The following is a 21455-nucleotide window of genomic DNA, read 5'->3' on the forward strand; positions in this document are numbered from 1 at the left end:
ACCTTTTTCATTGCGCAGGGGAAAATATTCTTCCCTCCTTGGCATTAATCCTCGATGGTGGATAAATCGCCTGTCGGCAAATTAAGCTCCCAAGCTTTGAGGACCCGGCGCATAATTTTACCGCTTCTTGTTTTCGGCAGCTTATCTTTAAATTCAATTTCCCGAGGCGCCGCGTGGGCGGCCAGACCTTCTTTGACAAACTTGGCAATGTCCTGCTTAAGCTCATCGGAAGGCTCATAGCCGTCTCTCAACGAGATGAAGGCTTTGATGATCTCTCCACGGACCGGGTCCGGCTTGCCGATGACGCCGGCTTCCGCAACCGCCGGATGCTCGACCAGCTTGCTCTCGACCTCGAACGGCCCGACGCGTTCACCGGCTGTCATGATGACGTCATCCACCCTGCCCTGGAACCAGAAGTAACCGTCTTCATCGACAAATGCGGAATCTCCTGAAATATACCAGCCAGGGAAGCGGAAATATTCTTCGAATTTGGCCGGATTGTTCCAGATCTTCCTCATCATCGAAGGCCATGGGGTCTTGATCGCCAGATTACCCATGCGATTCGGAGGAAGCAAATTACCCGAGTCGTCCAGAATTCCCGCTTCGACACCCGGAATCGGACGTCCCATCGAGCCCGGCTTGATATCCATGGAAGGATAGTTACAAATCAGATGGGCTCCCGTTTCTGTCATCCACCAAGTATCATGAATGCGCTGCTTGTACGTCTTCATTCCCCACCGGACCACTTCCGGATTCAGAGGCTCCCCGACGCTTAGCACATGGCGCAAAGCGGACAGATCGTATTGGGAAACGATTTCATCACCGGCACCCATCAGCATGCGGAAGGCGGTCGGAGCGCTGTACCATACCGTGACCTTGTACTTCTGAAGCGTATTGTACCAATTCTGCGGACTGAACCGGCCGCCGCGAATGACGTTGGTCACTCCGTTAAGCCAAGGGGCAAAAATTCCATAGGAAGTCCCCGTTACCCATCCCGGGTCGGCTGTACACCAGTAGACATCATCCTCACGCAAATCAAGAACGATCTTGCCGGTATAATAATGCTGAATCATGGCGTTATGAACATGAAATACGCCCTTCGGCTTTCCAGTAGAACCAGATGTATAATGTATGAGCGTTCCATCCTCGCGGTCTACCCACTCGATTTCCAATTCTTCCGATGCAGCAGCCATTTCCTTATGGAAATCAATCTGGCCGGGCTCCAGCTCCAGATCGTCGCCCACGATAATCACATGCTTTAATTCCGGGAGGTCTTTAACCGGTACACGCGGAAGCTGCGAAGGCGTTGTCACAATGGCCACTCCGCCGCTGTCCTCCATCCGGTCTCTCACAGCCTGCTCCATGAAGGCTTCGAAGAGCGGTCCGACGATCGCCCCGATCTTGATGGAGCCAAGCAAGGCAAAGTACAGCTCAGGAGTTCTCGGCATGAAGACGAATACCCTGTCGCCCTTCTTGATTCCATATTTGCGAAGCACGTTCCCGAATTGATTACTCTTTCTCTTCATCTCATCGAAGGTGTAGGACTCTTCCCGCTGATCGTCGCTATAAATTAAAGCCACCTTATCCTTCCTGGAGGATTCGGCATGACGATCTATCGCTTCATAAGCTATATTGACTTTTCCAGTTTCATGCCAGGTAAAATACTTCTCTACTTCTTCCCAACTGAAGTTTTCCCTGGCTTTCTCATAGTCTCCCAGATTGGAATGTTCAGCGGTTGCCTTCAAAACTTCTTGGCGGTCTTCCATATGGTCTCCTTGCCTCCCTTAACAAAATGTAACGCTTTCATATGTAGATTATGAAAACTTAATGACATTTCCATTATAACATAACCTGTCATCATGGTGTATTCCTTTTCACAAACTGTAAAATTTGTTATAAGTAAAGAGAGGCCACGAAAAGGAGCTGCAAGCCCTATGGAGCATATCAAAAATTACCATTCGGTTACTTTGGACCGTGACGGGAAGCAGATTGTCATTGAAGGACCTGTTGCCCCGGAAATCATTTCCCAATATACGATGCACTCGGATCTCGATGCCTTCCGCCGCCCGAAGGATCAGCAGGAAGCACTGGTGGAAATCGCCTCCCTTCCGGAAGGCAGAATTATTCTGGCCCGGGACGGAATGACGATCGTCGGTTACGTGACCTTCCACTATCCGGATGAAATGGAGCGTTGGTCGGAAGGAAACATGGAAGATCTGATCGAGCTCGGCGCTATCGAAGTAGCTAATGACTACCGGGGATTAGGCTTGGGAAAAAGCCTTATCCGGCTTGCTTTTCAAGACGGCCAATTGGAAAATGTAATCGTCTTTACGACCGAATATTACTGGCATTGGGATCTCCAGCGCAGCGGTCTTAATGTATGGCAATACAGGCAAATGATGGAAGATTTAATGAAATCGGTAGATATGGTATGGTATGCTACGGACGATCCCGAAATATGTTCGCATCCCGCCAACTGCCTGATGGTACGCGTTGGGAAAGACGTCAGTCTGGAGTCAATCGAGAAATTCGATCATCTCCGTTTCCGTCAAAGATTCATGTACTAGGCGTTAGGGGGAACTATTGTGAGTTGTCGAGCAAAATTTATTTTTGGCAATGAGGAATTGCAATACCGGTTTAACGATGATCATCCGTTCAATCCGAAGCGGCTGGAATTGACGGTTGATCTGCTTATAAAAACGGGAGCGCTTTCGTCAGCCTCCATCGTCCCTCCCAGACAGGCTACCATCGAGGAACTTGAACGGGTGCATCTTTCCGAGTATATCCAAGCGGTCCAGGCTCTAAGCCGACCGGATCCGGATGAACACGCAATCCGAGAGGCCGACCGCTGGGGCTTGATGGATGAGGATACCCCTTACTTCCCCGGGATGCATGAGATCACTTCGCTGCTGGTCGGCGGCTCGCTGGAGGCGGTGGACACGGTAATGTCGGGTCAATCCGATCATGCCCTGCATCTGGGCGGAGGACTGCATCATGCAATGCCGAACAAGGGTGGCGGCTTCTGCGTTTATAACGACGCCTCCGTAGCTATTGCGCATCTGCGCAGCAAGTACAACGCCCGCGTCATGTACATCGACACGGACGTGCATCATGGCGACGGTGTGCAGTGGTCCTTCTATACGGACCCTGATGTGTGTACATTCTCCATTCACGAGACCGGCAAATATCTATATCCGGGTACCGGACCTGTGGAGGAACGCGGCGATGGCGACGGATTCGGCACCAATATCAATCTGCCGGTGGAGCCCTATACCGAGGACGAGTCGTGGATGGACAGTTTCCGGGAAGTGCTTGGCAAGGCGGTGGCGAGCTTTCGTCCTGACGTGATCATTTCACAGCATGGCTGTGACGCCCATGCCTTCGATCCGCAGGCCCATATCCATTGCAGTATGAGTATCTATCTGCAGATGCCGCAATTTATCCACGAGCTCGCCCATAAATATTGCGGAGGCCGATGGATTGCTTTGGGCGGCGGCGGATATGATATTTGGCGCGTTGTTCCCAGGGCCTGGGCTTTGCTCTGGCTGACCATGACCGATCATCCGTTGGCAAGCGCCCTATCTTCGAAACCGCTTACTCCTCTTGCTCCGGAATGGTTGGCCCGGTGGCAGCCGGAGAGCCCTCTCCCGCTCCCGGATACTTGGCTGGACCCGGTCGAAACCTGGGAGCCCATTCCAAGGCGTAAGGAAATTAGCGAAAAGAACAGGCAGACGAAAGAAATCGCCATGCTTTACTTGCCCGATCGTCCGGTTGAGCAATGATCTCCCCCTGAAGGGGGGAGATCATCCGACCGGTGTTTTGCTACTTTTCTTTTTTGACCATGACCTCCACGCTTGCGCTCAAAGTTTGGTAACGGGCTGTAATTTGGGTCTTCCCCTTGGCTTTCCCCGTCAGAACCCCATTCGTATCGATCTCCGCGACTTCGGGAGAAGGATTGACAAATTCGACTTTGTCCGTAATCTCCAATCGACTGCCATCCGAATATACGGCGATCACCTCTGCCCTCTGCTGCTCTCCTACTCTCAGTTTATACTTCTTGGCTTGGAACTCCATCGAACGGAGTACAGGCTCCGGATTCGGCCCGCCCGATTCGGTGACGGTCACTGTGGCAGCCGTCTCCAGTTCCCCATGGCGGGCGGTAATCTGCGCCGTTCCGGCAGAATAAGCGGTCACCACCCCATTCTCATCTACATCGGCAACGGTCGGCCGGCTGGATTTAAATTGACTTAGCCCGGTTACCTCGATTTCCCGGCCATCCCCATAGACTGCATAAACCACAGTGGAGTGCTTCTCTCCTACCCGAAGCCGGTAAGTATCGGCGTCCAATCGCAATCCGGCCGCGTTGGCGGAAGACAGATGCAGCCGGTATATTTTCTCATGAAGTCCGTCTGCGGATTGGACATGAATTTCCGCCGTCCCCGGCAATTGTCCGACCGGCGTTAGTGTAATCCGGGCGGCGTCCCCTGCTTTGGCCACCGGCTCCAGCACCACCGATTCCGTTCCCCCTGTACTGATTGTAATCGAGTATTCCAACTGATCCGGATCGAAGCCTTCAATAAATTCGCCGTTGACTTTAACGTTTATCAGATCGGCGCTGGACGCCATACTGCTTGCCACCTGCAGCAGATGCTGCCCTTCCCCCATCATGAACAAGTTCCCCCGGTTATCCTGGGTCAAGTATCTTTTCCCCCGCGGATCTATCAGGTAAACGTTCTTGGACTCGGGATCAATCATAAATAACCGGCCCGAAATGGTGCCGTATATATTGCCGTCCGGACCTATTTCCAGGAAGGCATCCCTGAAGGTGATCGAGGAATAAGCAATGTCAAACTTCGGTTCATTATAAACCACCTCTCCTCGCTCAATGTCATAGATGAACAGATTCCCTTCCGCAAATCCCCATATGTTTCCGTCCGGTCCCACTATGAGCTTGGTAACGGCTTTCTTACCGGGAACTGGCACGAACTCTTTGACTTTGACGTTTTGCTCTACATCCCAAATAAACATTTTAGCTTCGGGTTCGTTTTCCTCCGTATCGCCGTAGCTGTTCCATACGGATGAGCCGCCATAGATCATCCCGTCTTTATAAGCCATGGATACCAGACTCTGATTCAGAATGGGCTGATACCTCTCTACATTCTTGGTGGCGGTGGTATAGAAAACGAGTTGTCCGGTACGGGTATCCCTGGCCGGGGTAGTGACAATCGCCAAGGTTTCATTGCCGTTCCTTGTTATCACCTCTCCCCCATAGGCCCGCTCCTGTTTGTCCGGTCCTGCCTGATCCAGACCGAACAGCCGAACCGGATTGAGCGGCTGCGACGTATCCTTCAAATTCCATGGCTTCTTGGGATCGAATTGATGCATAATGACCCCGGGATATACCGGGATCAATACTTGATCCTCCCCGTAAGGAATGAACATTTCCCCTTGATAAAGATAATTGCCGGCCCCTACGGTTCTGGACGTAAATTGCGTCAGTTTGCGCTCTGCCGGATCAAACATGGCGTAGCCTGTTGATGTGTAGCCGGACATATAAATCGTGCCATTGTTGGCGCTTCCGGTGGAATGAATCGTTCCCGCTTCCGCGAGGACCGGCAGCAGTTTCGTTTCGGTTCGGCCTGTTTCAAAATTGTACGTAAACAGGACTCCTTCCGCACTTAACCCCACGAACGTATCGCCGGGATATTCTTCCCTGTTCAGGGAAAGGATGCTGAATTCATTGTACTGTCCTTCCATTCTAACGGGTTCAGGATTCTGCACCAAATGAACCTGCAGATCTTCCAGGTCATAATAAGCCAGCCAGCGGCCGTTCACCCCATTGTAATTAGTGTAATATTGAAAATACACTTTGCCGTCACGAGAGGGAGAAACCTCACGGGCCTGGTTATTCGGGAACGTGCCTATGACCTCATCGTTGCTGGCCGAATCGAGGACAAGATCTACCACGCTTGTACCCGCTCCAGGAATTTTCAACTGGGATAATCGGGCATAAACCAGACCGTCTATGGCATCCAGATCAAAAGTGTATTTATACAGATCGGTAAAATTTTTACCGTCATACAGAAGCGGGATAAATTCTCCCGACCATTGCCCCTGCTTTCGGTCATATTTTCGGATATAAGCATCGGTAGCCAGTCCGAAATAAACGGCATCATGCACTTCATCGTATGCTATAGAATGAATATACTTCATTCCATTCCGGACAACCCCTAAATCGGTAAATTTCCCGGTATAAATATCGTATTCGAAAGCCCGTCCGAAATCGTCCTCCAATCGGGAATAGGTACCGCCATACAGCTTGCCGTCAGGAGTGGCCACCATGTCAAAGGCATTATGCCCCGCCATGATATTGGTTAAAACCTCTACTGTAGAGCTCTGCACATCATATTTCATCAGCTTGCCCGAACTATATCCCACTATATAGACATTCCCGTCCGCCCCCAGTGCCAATGCCCGGATCAACGTGTCCGGAAGGACTACCTGATCCAGCAGTGTAAGGGAGTCCAAATCAATTTTAGCCAGGTGTGCGGAGGAGCCGTTTAAATTCATGTACATGATGTTCCTGCCGTTTTCCTGAGTAAATACGGCACGGGAATTGACAACCGTTTCAATCGGCGGGCCCCAATCCGTCATGTCAAAAGATACACCCGCGTCAACGTTCATTTGGTCAACGTAGGCTTCCGCACTCTCTCCGGGAACCGTTCCCAGGACAACCCGAATATATTCTGCCCCCTCGGGAACGGTCATGGACAGTTCGGATTGCAGCCATTCGTTATGGCCGTCACTTTCCAAGGTTTGAATGCTCTGCTTGGCAAACAACTCCGGCGCCTGATCCGCTGATGAATACGCCTGAATAGCGTAATGGAGCTTACCCTGCCGCACCTGGAAATGCCCCGACGCCTTGATCAGTTGACCGGATGTTACCCGGACGGGCTTGCTGTAAAGCCACGAGGCTTGCTCCCCGCCGGAGCCGCTGATTCTCAAGCTGCGCTTGCCCTCCATGAACGTTCCTTCTGCTGACGATAGACCAAAGCTTTTATCTCCGCCTTCTCCTATCATCCACCCCGGAATCGTTCCATCCGACGAGGGCACTTCAAACCCGGCGTTTTCCAGCATATTCGCATGCAGTGTTCCGGTTTGGACCGGCTCCAGAATGGTGGTTCCAGCCGGCAGCTCATCCTCGAGGACCGCCGGTTCCCCCGCACTCTGGGCCAGCAAGGACGGCATCGGAAACGCCAAAGAACAGAAAAGCATCAACACCCAGCAAACAAGAAGCACTTTCTTCATTAACTTACCTCCTTCAAAAGATAATAAGTATAGAAAAAATGAAGCGCTTACAAAGCTGTTCGTGTTCATTCTAAAATTTTAAACGGTCATTGAATAGCATACATTTTTTAGAATTTGTAGAATAATTATGTTTTTTCAATTGGAATATCGTTCACTAATTAGAATTTCTTTCTGAATAATGCACTAGAAGACGCCTAACCTCATTCCGAACCAAACGACAAAACAGCCGAGAGAAAGTCTCGACTGTTTTATCACAAACACCGTATTAGGGTGCGGCTCGCGCCGCGAACATTAGCCCACTTAGAGGCTAAGTAATCATAAGATTAGTTAGCCTTGGCAGGAATGACGATACGGCTTGCTTCGTTTTCTTTAAGCTTTTGCAGGAAGGAGATCCTGCTGCCGCCTCCTTTTCTGATATCGGGACGTGCTGGAACCATGGACAATCACCTCCTTTCATGAGATGGACGGAACGCTATAGTCGAAAATACTGAAGCAGCTGCTCCATGCTCTGAACGTACCGGTTTTCATCAACGTCTCGGTGACTGCTCTGACGGACACCGCAAGGCCTGGCAAACTTGCTGTATAACCGGTTAAGGTAACGATGATCAGCCAGAGCGTAAAACTGGACAAGCTTGACGTCCGGCTTCTCCCGCAGGATCAGTTCGAGGAATTCACGAAATCCTGCAAAAAACACTCTCGACCCCCGGTAAGCCGACGCCAGGATGGCGGCATCGATCGTTAACGTCACTCCGGCCGAATCGGGGTCCTCGCCATATTGGTACTGGATGAATCCGATCAACTCTCCCTCGTCATTATCAAACAGCATAATGTGAGAGTCCGGCAATGTATGCATCAGGTTCAGCAAAGCGTCATGCAGTGTGTAGTCCCTATCCAGTTCCTCGCTGTTGCTCAAATAAAATCGGGTAAACCGGGCGTAATCGGCATCCTCCATGCACCGACTGGCATGTGCCCTCCGCATAATGGCCGCGCCTCCTTCTGATAAGCCCGCGCTTTTACTGCAGCGCTGTTTCCTTTACTTTGATGTGACTGCTTTTATTTGGATTGCCTTTTCAAAAGGTGTTTCTGTTAAACCACGTATTTACGAGACTCCGTTCCCTCGGTTTGCCGGGCCCACATCGAAGCATACAGCTTGTTTCTCTCAAGCAGCTCCTCATGCCGCCCTCTCTCGACGATTTGACCGTTCTCGAGCACAAAAATTTGATCCGCCCCGGCAATCGTGGCCAGCCGGTGGGATACGATGACCATCGTTTGCTGGCCAGCCAGCTTTCGTATAGTTTTCAATACAGCCGCTTCGGCTAAAGGATCAAGCGAGGCGGTCATTTCATCCAGCAGTAGCAGGGACGGCTTCCTTATCAGTGCGCGGGCCAAGGCTATACGCTGCTTTTGGCCCCCGGAGAAGTTGCCGCCGTCCTCTTCCACCACGGTCTCATATCCATGCGGCAGTTGGGCGATAAACTCGTGGATGTCCGCTTGTCGTGCCGCCTCGATCACTTCATCAAGGGATGCGTCCGGCTTGCCGAGCTTCAAATTGTAGAGCAGCGTACCGCGAAAAAGGAAGCTGTCCTGAAACACGACTCCGATGCTTTGGCGGAAGAGTTCCTCGTCGATGCAGCTCAGCCTCTCCCGGTCCATAGTCAAGCTTCCGCTTTGGGCACGCAGCAGGCCCAGGAGCAGCAGCAGTACGGTGCTCTTGCCGGAGCCGCTCGGGCCGACGAAAGCAGCGGTCGTTCCCGCCGGGATGGCGAAGCTGATGCCATCTATCACGGTCTTGCCGGGATTGTAGGCGTACCGGAGCTGATCCGCCTTGATGGACGGGCTGCGAAGGAATCCCCCCCGTTGAGCACCTGCCCGACAATCAGCGCCTGGATCAACCACGTTCGAAGCGTACCTCGTGCGGGCTTCAGCTTCCGTATTTACCGTGGAAGCTGCCACTGCGGATGCCGCTGCGAGCTGTTCCCCGGCAGTATAGGCTGCTGCCCGGCCTTCCCGGTTAAGCCCGTTCCCGCTGTTTCCGCTGCCGCCAACTTCTGTTCCGCGTACATCTTCCTCTTCCAGCAGCAAAGCGGATAACCGGTCAAGGCTTACCCGGGCACTGGCGAAGGAAGGCAGGATGGCGGTCAGATTATATACCGAGTTGCCCATCGATGTGTAAATGGTGAAGAAGGCAACCAAAGCGCCAAGACTGATGTGCCCATTAAGCGCCAGATAGGAGCCAAAGCCGATAATTGTAAAATTGACTGCCAGTAAGCTTGCGATCGGCAGACGATCGAGCGAGGCCGCCATCTTATTTTTATGGTAGTGGCTGACAAACAGCGATTTAAGCCGTGCCTCGAACCTGCCGATGAACGTGGCTTGCAGACCAAAGCCTTGAATGATCATGCGTCCGTTCAGGCTTTCCTGGACATCCCCTGCCATTCCGTCCAGTCCTTTACGATAGTCGGCAAAAGCCGCCCGCGCCCTCCCGCCAAGCAGATAAGGCGCCAGATAGATTACACTGGCTCCCGCCAGAATAATCAGTGCCATGCTCCATTGCAGGGTGAACAAAATAGCTGCGCTAATGGTAATGACCGCCAACGACTGCAGGCCAATCGTAAGAATAGACATCATCGCTCCATCGATCGCAGGCAAGTCCAGCGTGAATCGGGAGACGATTTCATTTTTGTGACCGGCAGCCTCCGATCGGGTGTCCAGGCGCTGGATTTGTTTGAACATCTTGAGCCGCAGCTCCCGTTGAACGATGGCGCTCATTTTGGCCAGCAGCCGGTCGCTGAGGAAGCCGCAGCCGACACCAACGATTCCGCCGATTCCAAGAACTGCGAGAATGAGCCAGAAGGCACTGGCATTGTTCGGGTCAATCGCTTCATCGATCATGAATTTGAAGCTGAGTGGCGCCAGGGCAAGAACGGTCAGTTCGACGGATGCGGTTAGAAAAAACAGAACAAACCGCCAACCGCATGGGCGTAAGAAACCGGCCAACTGGCGAATAACTCCCCACATGCTTGTTCCTCCTTGCTGTCTCGGATAATGAGTGTTCTGTCCATCAATTAGGAGCAGTCTCTTCACTAAGGGGGGGGACGCTCCGAATGAAGGATCAGCGCTGGCTGAAAGTGGACTTCTGAATGCAGCGTAAGCTTCAGCTGAAGATGCGCTGCTTGAACTTCGCCAGGTAAGTCCTCAGTTCTTCGGGAGATAGGCGGTATTCTGATACCGGCACCGATTCACTGTGTCTGCCTGCAACCAGGGTGGCGAATTTGGAAAACAGTTTATGGGAATCCGGCTGGTTGGGCGCCCAAAAGCGCAATTCTTCAACAGCAGTTGGCTGCATGCTCACATGTTCGAGCAAAAATTGCAGCCCCTGAACGAACAAACCGGTACCACGATAGGCTTTAGTAATATAAACCGACTGAATTTGGATGATCTGCACATCCCTGTAATCCTTCTCTCCGGTCCCGTGGATATATCCGAACGCACCCACGACCTGATCCTCATCATTAAAGGCCAGGACCGCTTCATTGCCCATTAACAGCGGGCTGGCGATATAGCCAAGCGTCACGGCGAAAGGATAGGGCAGCTGCAGCTCGGTATAATGCTCTAGCAGAAAATCGATATATTTGGAGTGGTAATTATAAGTTGAACAGACGGAAAAATAGAAGCTCATTCTGTCAAGGTCTCCTCCACGTTCAGATAATGACTTTCCAAGGCCAAGGGTATCGTATCAAGCGTAGTTTAAGTTTTGTTTAATTCTCTGAAAAAAAAGTCGCGGAAATTTACCAAGGCTAGCCAGTGCTCTGCTATAATGAAGCCGAAGATAGCCGATAGGTCAGCTAGGGAAGGCGGATGGAATGCAGTGTCGATCAATTCAAATAATCCTGTAGTGGAGCAACCATCCAATTTTGAAAAGAGGGTGTTACGTGCCCTGCTCGTACTTGCGGTCTTGGCGATTTTCCTCCTGCCTGCTTTTAACGCAAATGCTTTCTCAGATGAAGCGGGAATACAAGCCTCATCGGTTGAACCCGGCACCGCTTTCAATGAAGCGAAGCGGGGCGAGATGTTTTTTTTCGCTTGGCCGTACGAGGGCAAACGGACGGCGGCAGCTTTAGATGGCGAATGGGAGTTTTATTGGAACGCCCTGCTCGGGCCGGATGATTTCCGCAGCTCGGCGGCCACATTGCCCGAGCCCCAAATGGTGACGGTGCCCGGCCCATGGACGGATTACATGCTGAAAGATGCCGGAGAGCCTGTGCCCCACGAAGGTTATGCCACGTTTCGCTTGAGGGTCTATCTTGACGAGACGCTTACCCGTGACCGGCAGACATTGGGAATCTATCCGAAAAGCATAGCATCAAGCTACAGAATCTGGATTAATGGCAGCCATAAGGGCGGAAACGGCATAGTGGGGAACGATCGCTCCGGCGAAGAGCCCGGCAGTTTCCCGAAGACGATCTATTTTGAGCCCCAGGTTGGATGGAACGAAATCATTATTCAGATATCCAACTTTTCACAGAGAAATGCAGGCATTTGGCAATCTATAGAGTTTGGCACGGCTGAGGCAATTTCCTGGATTCGCGTTGCGCGGGTAGCCGCACAGGTTTTTATCGTAGGCATTTTTTTCGTTATGGGCCTGTACTACTTATTTGTTTACTTTAATCGGAGGCAGGAGTTATCCGCCTTGTTATTCGGCTTGTTATGTCTCTCTGTAGGTGTCCGCACCATCGTGCTGGGGGAATCGACAGCGTTGTTCCTGCTCCCCGGCCTGCCTTGGGAGTGGGCGGTGAAGACCGAGTATCTGTCCATTAGCATGACAGCGCTGACGCTGCTCTTGTTCGTGCATCGGGAATACCCGCAGGAATCGTTTAGCTGGGCACCCCGGATAGGGGGCGCGGTGCTGCTTGGGTGTATGATCCTTGTATTGGCACTTCCGGCACGCGTGTACACGCATTATTTGACTGCTTTCATATGGGGCGTCCTGCTGCCGGTCCTGCTGTACGCCATTTACATCTACGGGCTGTCGGCGATTCGGCGGCGCAAGGGCTCGCTGACCAATGCGGTCGGATTTTTGTTTTTTACCGTCTTTGCTTTGAATGATATGCTGTTTTACAGCGGCTTTTTGGCTACCGATGATTTGCTGTCGATTGGTTTGTTTGCTTTTTTATTGACGCAGGCGCTCAATCTTTCGGCCCGTTTCTCGCGGGCGATGCTGGAAACAGAGCGATTAACGGCTGAACTGCAGGAAACCAACCGTTCATTGGAGCGCACCGTGGAAGAGCGCACCTTTTCCTTGCGGGAAAGCAACGACAAACTCCAAAAAGCCTACGAACGCATGGCGGAAATGGAACAATTCCGGCTTCGCCTTCTGTCCAACATTTCACATGAGCTGAAAACTCCGATCACATCGATCAAAGGGTTCGCCAAAGCGCTGCGGGATGCGGTCATTACTTCGGAAGCTCCGAAATATGCGAATCGCATCTATGAACGCAGTCTTCTTCTCGAGCGGCTTATTTATGATTTGATAGAACTGACCAAGCTGGAGACGAAACAAGCGCAGTTTCATATGATGGAAACCAGCCCGATAACTTATTTCAAAGAGCTGTTTGTGAAGTATGAATGGGAGCTGCTGGAGAAAGGGATACACAGTCAAATAGTGCTGCCGCAGGAGCAAAATGCCGATAAAAGATATATAGTCCTGATAGATAGAATCCGCATAGAGCAGGTACTCGCCAATCTCGTTTCAAATGCGATCAGGCATACTCCGTCAGAAAGCTTCTCAAATGTGGGCAGAGCGGAAGCCTGTCCTGATCATATGTGATATTATGCTGCCCGACGGAGAAGGGACCGAGTGGATACAGGGGATCAAGCCGGAAAGCGCGGTGCCTGTAATTTTTCTCAGCAGCCGCAGCGAAAGGGAGAACATTATTCGCGGTTTGGAGCTGGGCGGAGACGATTACATCACCAAGCCTTTCGACCCGGATATTATGGTCGCTCGGGTGAAGGCACGCCTGCGCAGCTTTCCTCATAGAGAACAGCAGCATAACCAAGCTGCGGAAGATCGAAAAACGTGGAGCGACGGTCGTCTCAAACTTTCCTTTGACGGTTGGGAGGTGCTCTTGAATGGGCAGCCGGTGACTTTGTCTACGAAAGAACGGCAGCTGTTGTTTTTGTTGGCGGCACATCCCGGACAGGTGTTCAGCGTCGAGCAGCTTTATGAACACATTTGGGGATTGGATGGCTGGAGCGATCCGCGCACGGTTATGGTCCACATCCACAATCTAAGGCGTAAGATTGAGGAAGATGGCGGACACCATCGGTATATCGTTACGGTTCGCGGAATCGGCTATTTCAGCGCTAAATAAAACAAGACTTCCCCCGAAGGGAAGTCTTGTCGTTATCATAATTATATAGAACCAAAATAGTCAGCTATTACCCAACCAGCCTCGATACCAGCTTCTCTACTATTTGGTACGAATGATCCGCCGCCAACCGGGTAAATTCCGTAAAATTAACATGTGCCGAGCCATCTGCCTTATCCGACATGGAGCGGATAACGACGAACGGAATCTTGTTCATCTCGCATACTTGAGCGACAGAGGCTCCTTCCATTTCCGTACATGCTCCGTCCATGGTTTCGTGCAGTTCTCTAACCAAGCTCCGGTCAGCGATAAACTGATCGCCGGACAGAATCCGGCCGCTGACCGTCCGACCGGGAAACAGCTCATTCGCACAATCCAAAGCAAGCTGACGCAGCTTCTCATCGGCTTGATAGATGGAATTGTCCTGATAAGGAATTATCCCGCGTTCAAACCCTAGAGCGGTCACATCGATATCATGTTGGATGCACTCGGTGGATACGACGATATCCCCAATATTGAGAGCCGGATTAACTGCCCCGGCGACTCCGGTGAAGACAACGGCGTCCACTTCATAACGGTCGATCAAGATCTGTGTGCAGACCGCGGCATTAACCTTGCCCACCCCGGACTTGCAGACAACGACCGGCATTCCCGCGAACAGTCCGGAGGCGAAACGGATCCCCGCCCTCTCCTCCGTGGCGACGTTCTCCATTCCCCCATGAAATCGTTCAATCTCTTCTTCCATCGCTCCGATAAGTCCTAGTTTCCGATATCCCATTGTATTCTTCCTTCCGATCTAGTGATATCATGATGCCTTGTGCCGGTCGTATCGATCACCCATCCCGGGATTATACCTGACCAACCGTCTGGCGCTCGATCACCTTGTGCGGAAGCACGTATTTGGTCTGATCGGTCGTCTCTTTATTCATTAATTTGGTCAGCAGTCTCATGGATACCGCCCCGATATCATACATCGGCTGAGCTACAGTGGTCAATTGAGGCCGTACCATGGAAGCCATACGGCTGTTGTCGACACTGATTACCGAAATATCTTCGGGCACCTTCAATCCCGCATCCTGGATGGCGTGGATAGCCCCGATCGCCATCTCGTCCGTAGCCGCAAACACGGCGGTAGGCCGGTCTTCCAAGGCGTGGAAATATTTCATCGCTTCGATTCCCGACTCGTATTTGTAATTGCCGACACGAACGTAATTTTCATTGAACGGAATAGCCGATTCCTCCAAAGCTTGCTTATATCCCTGGTAACGGGCAAATCCAAGCGAAGGATCCTGCAGCGTGCCGCTGATCATCCCGATCTTGCGATGGCCGCTATCGACAAGAAGCTTGACCGCATCGTAAGCGGCCTGCTGATGATCGATATCCACAGCCGGAATGGTATTATTATCGTCTGTTGTCGCACACAGCACGATCGGCACGGACGATGTCTTGAAAGCTTGAATATGCTCGTCCGTCACCGTTCCGCCCATGAAGAGGAGTCCGTCCACCTGCTTCTCCAGCAGCGTGTTAATGACGCGGATTTCCTTATCCTTCTTCTTGTCGGCATTACAGAGGATGATATTGTAGTGATACATGGTGGCAATATCTTCAATTCCCCGAGCGATTTCCGCCAAATTCATGTTGGAAATGTCGGGAATGACGACTCCGACAGTCGTCGTCTTCTTGCTCGCCAGCCCACGGGCAACGGCGTTGGGACGGTAGCCCAACCGCTCAATCGCTTCAAAAACCTTCTTGCGGGTCTGCGGCTTTACATTAGGGTTGTTATTAACAACCCTGGAAACAGTTGCCATGGAAACTCCGGCTTCTCGTGCTACATCATATATGGTTACGGTCACTTTGATTCGCTCCATCTATATAAAATTAATTTACTAGCATATCCGATTAGCTTAATAATACGATAATTTAATACATTTTACAAATTTTCCGTTCCATTGTTTTCCATAAGGGCGATCATCCGCTTCATTCGGATATCCAGGGAAACGGATTTCATTTGACTAGCGGGTCAGCTATTTCAAATTCTCCTTCAGGGACTCCTTCGTGATTCTCCAGTGAGAAGTATGCCAGGCTACCTTCCCGTCCTTAATCAATATAGCCTGCGGAGATTCGTGCTTCAATGAAAGGGCTTCAGAGATGGCATTGGATACGGGTCTGGATTCGACTACGTGAACAAGACAGTATTCCACCTCCGGATTGGGCTCACGGTTCATATAGATCATATACTGATCATAAGCATCGGCGCTGACCGGGCAGCGGGTGCTGTGCTTAAACACAAACACGGGCTTGTCCGAGGACGACCGGAGCTTCGACTGCCAATCCTCCACCGTATTCAATTGGACTACGTTTCCCATTGGAATCCTCTCCTCATTCGAAAAGATTACTATTGGATTTATACTAACAAAAATGAAAGAAAAAAGCCAATTTTCATTGACTTTTTTCAAAAGGTTGTCCGCGCGGAAGGCAGGACGTTATGTAAAGTTAACCGTTTGGGAATAACTGGCGATCTGCCCGAGCTTCTTCCTTACCTGCTCCGCCCAGTGGTTATCCTCCAGTGATTGGGCCAATAACAGCATATCGAGCAGTTCGTTGATCCGCCCGTCGATGATCTGTTGAACCGGTTCGTTCCAATATTCGCGGTCGGCCGCTTTCTTAATAAGATAAGCCAGTTCACTGGTTTCTTCAAAGTTAAGGCGGAGCCGGCCGGGATAAGCGTCATAGGCCGAGATCAAGTCGGTAAGGTCGTTCTTGACATCCGGATAAACCTCGCTCGCTGAGCAGCCGGGGCAAGTATAGACCGGCACATGGTCAATTTCAATTTTTTTCTGATAAATTACGGTTCGCAGATGAACGGCCATCGTCTCTCCGCAAATACACAGCTTTTGCAATTGGTTCACTCCTCTGGTGCGGCACCATCTGTTTCTACTTCCCTTGGGTATTCTATCTTCAAGGTTCAAATCCTTCTCCCGCGGGGCTAGCACTTTTTGGAATGAGGCAGTTTGGCGTATTGGCGGTAGACCGGCTTAATAGAGATCAGCAGCATTGCAATGGCAGCCCCGATCCCGTCATTGCGGATATCCTTCCAATCGGACTGGCGTCCGTCCACAAAAAGCTGATGAAACTCATCAGTGGCTCCATACAAAACGCATAAGCCGATGACGGCCGCTTTAATTTTCCAGGAGGGCCTGCCGTCATCCAGAGCCCACAAATACGTCAGCGCCAGTATGAAGTAAGCGATAAAATGCCCCCAATCGAAACTTTGCATGGAAGGAATAAATTTCTGAAAAAAAGGGAGCAGCTTGTTCATGCTGCTTCCCGTCCTGGAAGATGAATAGAAAATGACAGCCATCCAAATGATTGCCGGCGTCCACCGGATCCAAAATTGTCTGTTCACTTCTTTGTATATTCGTCCAGAACGCGAATGTATTCTTTGACAAAAGCAGGCAGATCCGGCGGACGGCGTCCGGACACAATATTGCGGTCGACGACGACTTCCTCATCCACCCAGGTGGCGCCGGCATTTTCCAGATCATCACGAATTCCAGGAGTGGAGGTCATCGTATAGCCGTCCACAATTTTCGCGGAGATAAGCACCCAGCCGGCATGGCAGATTTGGGCAATCGGCTTGCCCGCCTCATGAAATTCCCTCGTAAGCTGCAGCACGGAGGAATACCTTCTCAGTTTATCCGGTGCCCAGCCGCCCGGCACGTACAGCCCTATGTAGTCGGAGGATTTCACTTCCTCAAACGAGCAATTCGTCTCCAAAGGAACTCCGTACTTCCCCTTGTAAACCCGTCCCGCCTCGGGACCGGCCAGATCTACCTCTGCCCCGGTCTCCCTTAACCTTAAAACCGGATACCACATCTCCAAATCTTCGAATTCCTCATCGACGAAAGCAAGAATCTTATAGCCCGATAAATTCATAACGGTTTTCTCCTCCCGGTTTAATCTATTTGCTTCGGATGACTATTATTATAACATTGTTCGAGCAGCCGGCGAATTTCATCGCTGCCCGTGCAATGTCGGATGTCTTCCACCACTCTTCTGCTGTGCTCCACCGAGCTCTTCAGAAGCCGTTCCTTGAGCGGAAGAAGAGTCTTGACGGACATGCTCAGCTCCTCAATGCCAAAGCCGAGCCACATTGGCAGAACCTTGGGATCTCCTGCCAGCTCTCCACACACGCTGACGGGGATTCCGCATTGTTGGGCCGCTTCAATCGTCTGCCTCAGCAGTCTTATAACCGCCGGATGGAACGGATCGTACAGGTGGGCGATATGCTCGTTCATCCGGTCGACAGCCAACAAATATTGAACGAGATCATTGGTACCGATGCTGAAGAAATCCGCTTCCCTCGCCAACAGATCGGCAGTCATCGCTGCGGCCGGCACCTCGATCATGATACCGACTTTAATCTCTTCGTCAAACGGTACATTCCGTTCTCTCAATTCCTGCTTGGCCTGTTCGAGAAGACGGTTGGCCTCCCGGAATTCCTGAACCGAGCTGATGAACGGATACATAATTTTTACATGGCCGTAATGGCTGGCGCGCAGAATGGCTCTCAACTGGGTCTTGAACAGCTCCTCGCGGTCCAGAGAAATTCGTATGGCCCGATAGCCGAGGAACGGATTTTCCTCCTCCGGAAGATCGATATAGTGAATATCCTTGTCTCCGCCGGCGTCTAAAGTCCGAATCACCAGGGATTGGCCATCCAGCATTTCGGCCACCTGCTTGTAAACCTCAAACTGCTCTTCCTCCGGCGGAAGGGAATTGCGGTCCATATATAAAAATTCCGTCCGAAAGAGCCCCACTCCCCGGGCGCCTGTCTTCAGAGCTTGCTCCAGCTCCTTCACCGAGCTGATGTTGGCCTTGAGCTCGATCTCTTTGCCATCCAGCGTAACTGAAGGCACATCGACCAATTGCTGCAGGCTTTCCAGATGGGCCAGAATCATCTCCTTGCGCTTACGGTAGTGATTCGTCGTTTCTTCATCGGGATTGACAAAGACCAGCCCTTCTTCCCCGTCCAGAATAATCATATCTCCGGTTTGAATCGGCTTCTTCAGCTTTCCGTCCAGTCCAAGGACGAACGGGATACCGATCGCCCTTGCCATAATGGCCGCATGGGAATTCATCCCCCCGACCATCGTAACGATCCCCAAAATTTTGGAAGGGTCCAGGTGAGTCCATTGGGAGGGGGTAAGCTCCCGAGTCACGAGCACATAAGGGCTGTCTTGCTCCGGAAGGGTATCTTCGAACCCGCCCAGCAAATGCTTCAGCAGACGGTTCCCGACATCGCGGATATCGGCCGCCCGTTCCTTCATATACTCGTCATCCAGCAAATCAAACATGCCGACGAATTTGTCTATCGTTTCCTTGACGGCCACTTCCGCCGCCTTGTACTGCCTCTGCATAATGGCCTGAACTTCGTTCATAAAGACGGGATCTTCCAGAATGGCCAAATGGGCATTAAAAATATTGGATTCTTCTTCGCCGATCAGCTCGGCGATATCCTGTTTGATCGTCTCCAATTCTACCTTCGATATCTGAATTCCTTCGTACAGCTTTTCAAATTCGTAAGCCAAGTCGCCCACATCCACCAGTTTATCGGGCAGATTCCATTCCCAACTGGGCAGGACAATCGCTTTTCCTATCGCGATACCGGCAGACGCTCCAATTCCTTTAATCATCAGAATGACCTCCAACTGCTGCGGCTTGTTCTTTTAACACGACGGACATGACGGCCCCTTGACCTTTCTTAACCGATTTAAAGGGAGCAAAGCTCCAGGACTTGATTCTCTCCGTATTCGTGATCAGCATAGGTGTAGCCAATGATTTGGCGTTCTGTTTCACTTTGGCCAGATTGAATTTAATCAATAATTGTCCCGGAAGAACTTCGTCTCCTTCCTGCACAGCGGCGGTAAACCAATTACCGTCAAGCTGTACGGTATCGATTCCGATATGAAGCAGGACATCCAGGCCATGCTCTGTCTCCAGACCAATCGCATGCATGGTCGGATGAATATGAACTACCTTGCCTGCAACCGGAGACACCAGTTCTCCCCGCTCAGGAATAAATGCGACGCCGTTGCCGACAATTTTTCTGGAGAAAACCTGGTCGGGAACCTCCTCCAGCGGAATCATCTTGCCTTGGACCGGAGAATTGAACAACACCTGTTTCAGATCCGTCCGCGTCACCTTGATGATTTCCTCACGGATCAATTCCGAGAACGTACCGAACACCACCTGGACGTTTCCGCCACCCAGACGGATGACTCCGGCGGCCCCCAAATGCTTTAATGCAGTGGTGTCGATCAATTTATCGTCCTGCAAAGTAAGGCGCAGACGCGTAATGCAGGCTTCTATAGTCTTTATATTATTTTTGCCGCCCAGAGCCTGCAAAATAAGCGGAGAGCGATAACGGATATCCCCTGCCCATTCTTCCAATGGAGAGCCTTCCTCCCTGCCCGGCGTCGGCAGTTGAAAGCGGCGGATGGCCCAGCGGAAGAGCACATAATAGGCTATTCCGAACAACAGCCCGATAGGAATTAACCACAGCCCTTTGGTGGACAGGTGCCCGTTAATAATATATTCCAGCAATCCGGCCGAGAACGAGAAGCCGTGTCGGATCTCCAGCTCGTAGGCAATCCACATCGACAGCCCGGACAGGATAGCATGGATGAAAAACAAGAACGGCGCCACAAATAAAAAGGCAAATTCAATCGGTTCCGTTACTCCAGTCAGAAAGCAGGCAAGCGCCGCTGTCAAGAAGGTTTTGCGGATGTTCGGCTTCAGATCCTCGCGGGCCTCTTGAATGATAGCCAAGGCAATGGCCGGAAGAGCGAACATCATAATCGGGTACAGTCCCGCCATGAAGACTCCCGCTTCCGGATCTCCGGCGAAGAAGCGGGGGAGATCCCCGAATACCGTCGTTCCGTCCGCGCGCTCGAACGTTCCGATCTGGAACCAGTATACGTTATTAAGAATGTGATGAAGCCCCGATGGAACCAACAGGCGGTAAGCGGCACCGTATATAAAGGCTCCGAACCCTCCCAAGCTTAACAGCATATCTCCGAGAGATTGTATCGTCTGCTCGACGACCGGACCGACCGCGATGATGACCATCGACAGAAAAATAGTCGCCGTTCCGACAAAGATCGGTACGAATCTGGGCCCTCCGAAATATTGAATGTATTCGGGCAATTCGATATTTTTGAACCGATGGTAGGACAAAGCGGTCAATATGCCGATAACAATGCCGCCGGTGACCCCCATTTGCAGTTCAGGTTCCATATACTTTTGAGTAATTTGCGTTAATAGAAAATAGCTCAGAAGAGCGGACATTCCCGCAATGCCTGCGCTGCCGGTAAGACCCAGAGCAACCCCTACTGCAAACAAAAACGGCAAATAGGTGAAGATCATATCGCCGGAGAAAATAAATAAATCCCCCAGCTTGCCAAGCCCCGCCGAATCCCATGGCAGCGCTCCCAGGCACAGAAAGACCGCCGCAACGGGCAAAGCAATGGTCGGAATCATTAAGGACCGGCCCAATTGCTGCAAAGTTCCCATCCAGTTCATTTCCGCTTCCTGCCCTCCTTTCCCGGGCTGGTTGTATTCATTCATTAAATTGCTTGTTCCTTGTACTCCATTATTAGATGGTAAAGCTTGCGGCTTCATTTGTAAAGTTTATATCTTCCCATTATTGTTATGAAAATGCTTACAACTTAGATGTTAGAGGCAAAGCCCGCTCAATGGGCAGGCTTTGCTTTATCG

Annotated in this window: 17 protein-coding genes; 4 read left to right on the forward strand and 13 right to left on the reverse strand. The window is 51.3% G+C overall.

Going from position 1 to position 21455, the window contains the following annotated elements:
• Nucleotides 1–44: 44 nt before the first annotated feature.
• The gene (acsA, locus tag FS806_RS05365) at nt 45–1766 is read right to left on the reverse strand and encodes an acetate--CoA ligase (protein WP_144933593.1); all 1722 of its coding nucleotides are present in this window, start codon (nt 1764–1766) and stop codon (nt 45–47) included.
• A gap of 168 nt (nt 1767–1934) precedes the next feature.
• Here acsA and FS806_RS05370 point away from each other — a divergent pair, with 168 nt between their 5' ends.
• Together FS806_RS05370 and FS806_RS05375 are read left to right on the forward strand one after the other, a co-directional pair.
• Complete coding sequence (locus FS806_RS05370) at nt 1935–2567, forward strand: GNAT family N-acetyltransferase (RefSeq protein ID WP_144933594.1); 633 nt, start codon at nt 1935–1937, stop codon at nt 2565–2567.
• A gap of 18 nt (nt 2568–2585) precedes the next feature.
• Nucleotides 2586–3782: an acetoin utilization protein AcuC gene (locus tag FS806_RS05375; RefSeq protein WP_144933595.1), complete on the forward strand. Its 1197-nt coding sequence runs from the start codon at nt 2586–2588 to the stop codon at nt 3780–3782.
• Nucleotides 3783–3822: 40 nt separating this feature from the next.
• Here the strand turns inward: FS806_RS05375 and FS806_RS05380 are convergent, their stop codons facing one another.
• The 4 genes from FS806_RS05380 to FS806_RS05395 all read right to left on the reverse strand — a co-directional run bounded on the left by FS806_RS05380 (nt 3823) and on the right by FS806_RS05395 (nt 10987).
• Complete coding sequence (locus FS806_RS05380; protein ID WP_186328218.1) at nt 3823–7308, reverse strand: Ig-like domain-containing protein; 3486 nt, start codon at nt 7306–7308, stop codon at nt 3823–3825.
• A 472-nt stretch (nt 7309–7780) separates the two neighbouring features.
• A complete protein-coding gene (locus FS806_RS05385; protein ID WP_144933597.1) occupies nt 7781–8287 on the reverse strand; it encodes a GNAT family N-acetyltransferase in 507 nt (168 codons plus the stop codon).
• 107 nt (nt 8288–8394) lie between these two features.
• A complete protein-coding gene (locus FS806_RS05390) occupies nt 8395–10326 on the reverse strand; it encodes an ABC transporter ATP-binding protein (protein ID WP_144933598.1) in 1932 nt (643 codons plus the stop codon).
• A gap of 136 nt (nt 10327–10462) precedes the next feature.
• On the reverse strand, nt 10463–10987 hold the full coding sequence (locus tag FS806_RS05395; protein WP_144933599.1) for a hypothetical protein: 525 nt from the start codon (nt 10985–10987) through the stop codon (nt 10463–10465).
• 138 nt (nt 10988–11125) lie between these two features.
• Between FS806_RS05395 and FS806_RS05400 the strand changes: the two genes are divergently transcribed.
• Together FS806_RS05400 and FS806_RS05405 are read left to right on the forward strand one after the other, a co-directional pair.
• Nucleotides 11126–13135 carry a 7TM diverse intracellular signaling domain-containing protein gene (locus tag FS806_RS05400; protein WP_260981984.1) on the forward strand — a complete coding sequence of 670 codons (2010 nt, stop codon included), beginning with the start codon at nt 11126–11128 and terminating at the stop codon, nt 13133–13135.
• Nucleotides 13098–13679 carry a response regulator transcription factor gene (locus tag FS806_RS05405; RefSeq protein WP_225312637.1) on the forward strand — a complete coding sequence of 194 codons (582 nt, stop codon included), beginning with the start codon at nt 13098–13100 and terminating at the stop codon, nt 13677–13679. Before FS806_RS05400 ends, FS806_RS05405 begins: the two co-directional genes overlap by 38 nt.
• A gap of 67 nt (nt 13680–13746) precedes the next feature.
• On the opposite strand, the gene FS806_RS05410 is transcribed toward FS806_RS05405, so the two are convergent.
• The 8 genes from FS806_RS05410 to FS806_RS05445 all read right to left on the reverse strand — a co-directional run bounded on the left by FS806_RS05410 (nt 13747) and on the right by FS806_RS05445 (nt 21260).
• Complete coding sequence (locus tag FS806_RS05410) at nt 13747–14454, reverse strand: 5'-methylthioadenosine/adenosylhomocysteine nucleosidase (RefSeq protein WP_144933601.1); 708 nt, start codon at nt 14452–14454, stop codon at nt 13747–13749.
• A 70-nt stretch (nt 14455–14524) separates the two neighbouring features.
• Nucleotides 14525–15529, reverse strand: a complete 1005-nt coding sequence (gene ccpA / locus FS806_RS05415; protein ID WP_144933602.1) for a catabolite control protein A — start codon at nt 15527–15529, stop codon at nt 14525–14527.
• Nucleotides 15530–15700: 171 nt separating this feature from the next.
• Nucleotides 15701–16042, reverse strand: coding sequence for a bacillithiol system redox-active protein YtxJ (gene ytxJ, locus FS806_RS05420; RefSeq protein WP_144933603.1), 342 nt, complete (start codon nt 16040–16042; stop codon nt 15701–15703).
• 117 nt (nt 16043–16159) lie between these two features.
• Nucleotides 16160–16585 (reverse strand): hypothetical protein, encoded by a 426-nt coding sequence (locus tag FS806_RS05425; protein WP_260981985.1) that lies wholly within the window; start codon nt 16583–16585, stop codon nt 16160–16162.
• A 77-nt stretch (nt 16586–16662) separates the two neighbouring features.
• Nucleotides 16663–17082 carry a VanZ family protein gene (locus tag FS806_RS05430; RefSeq protein WP_255453000.1) on the reverse strand — a complete coding sequence of 140 codons (420 nt, stop codon included), beginning with the start codon at nt 17080–17082 and terminating at the stop codon, nt 16663–16665.
• The gene (locus FS806_RS05435) at nt 17079–17612 is read right to left on the reverse strand and encodes a type 1 glutamine amidotransferase domain-containing protein (RefSeq protein ID WP_144933605.1); all 534 of its coding nucleotides are present in this window, start codon (nt 17610–17612) and stop codon (nt 17079–17081) included. Before FS806_RS05435 ends, FS806_RS05430 begins: the two co-directional genes overlap by 4 nt.
• 20 nt (nt 17613–17632) lie before the next feature.
• Complete coding sequence (gene ptsP / locus FS806_RS05440) at nt 17633–19372, reverse strand: phosphoenolpyruvate--protein phosphotransferase (RefSeq protein ID WP_144933606.1); 1740 nt, start codon at nt 19370–19372, stop codon at nt 17633–17635.
• Nucleotides 19365–21260: a glucose PTS transporter subunit IIA gene (locus FS806_RS05445; protein WP_144933626.1), complete on the reverse strand. Its 1896-nt coding sequence runs from the start codon at nt 21258–21260 to the stop codon at nt 19365–19367. The genes ptsP and FS806_RS05445 overlap by 8 nt, the downstream gene beginning before the upstream one ends.
• Nucleotides 21261–21455 lie beyond the last annotated feature (195 nt).

Origin of the sequence: Paenibacillus sp. 32O-W, from assembly GCF_007679495.1 — a bacterium.
Lineage (GTDB): Bacteria > Bacillota > Bacilli > Paenibacillales > NBRC-103111 > Paenibacillus_L > Paenibacillus_L residui.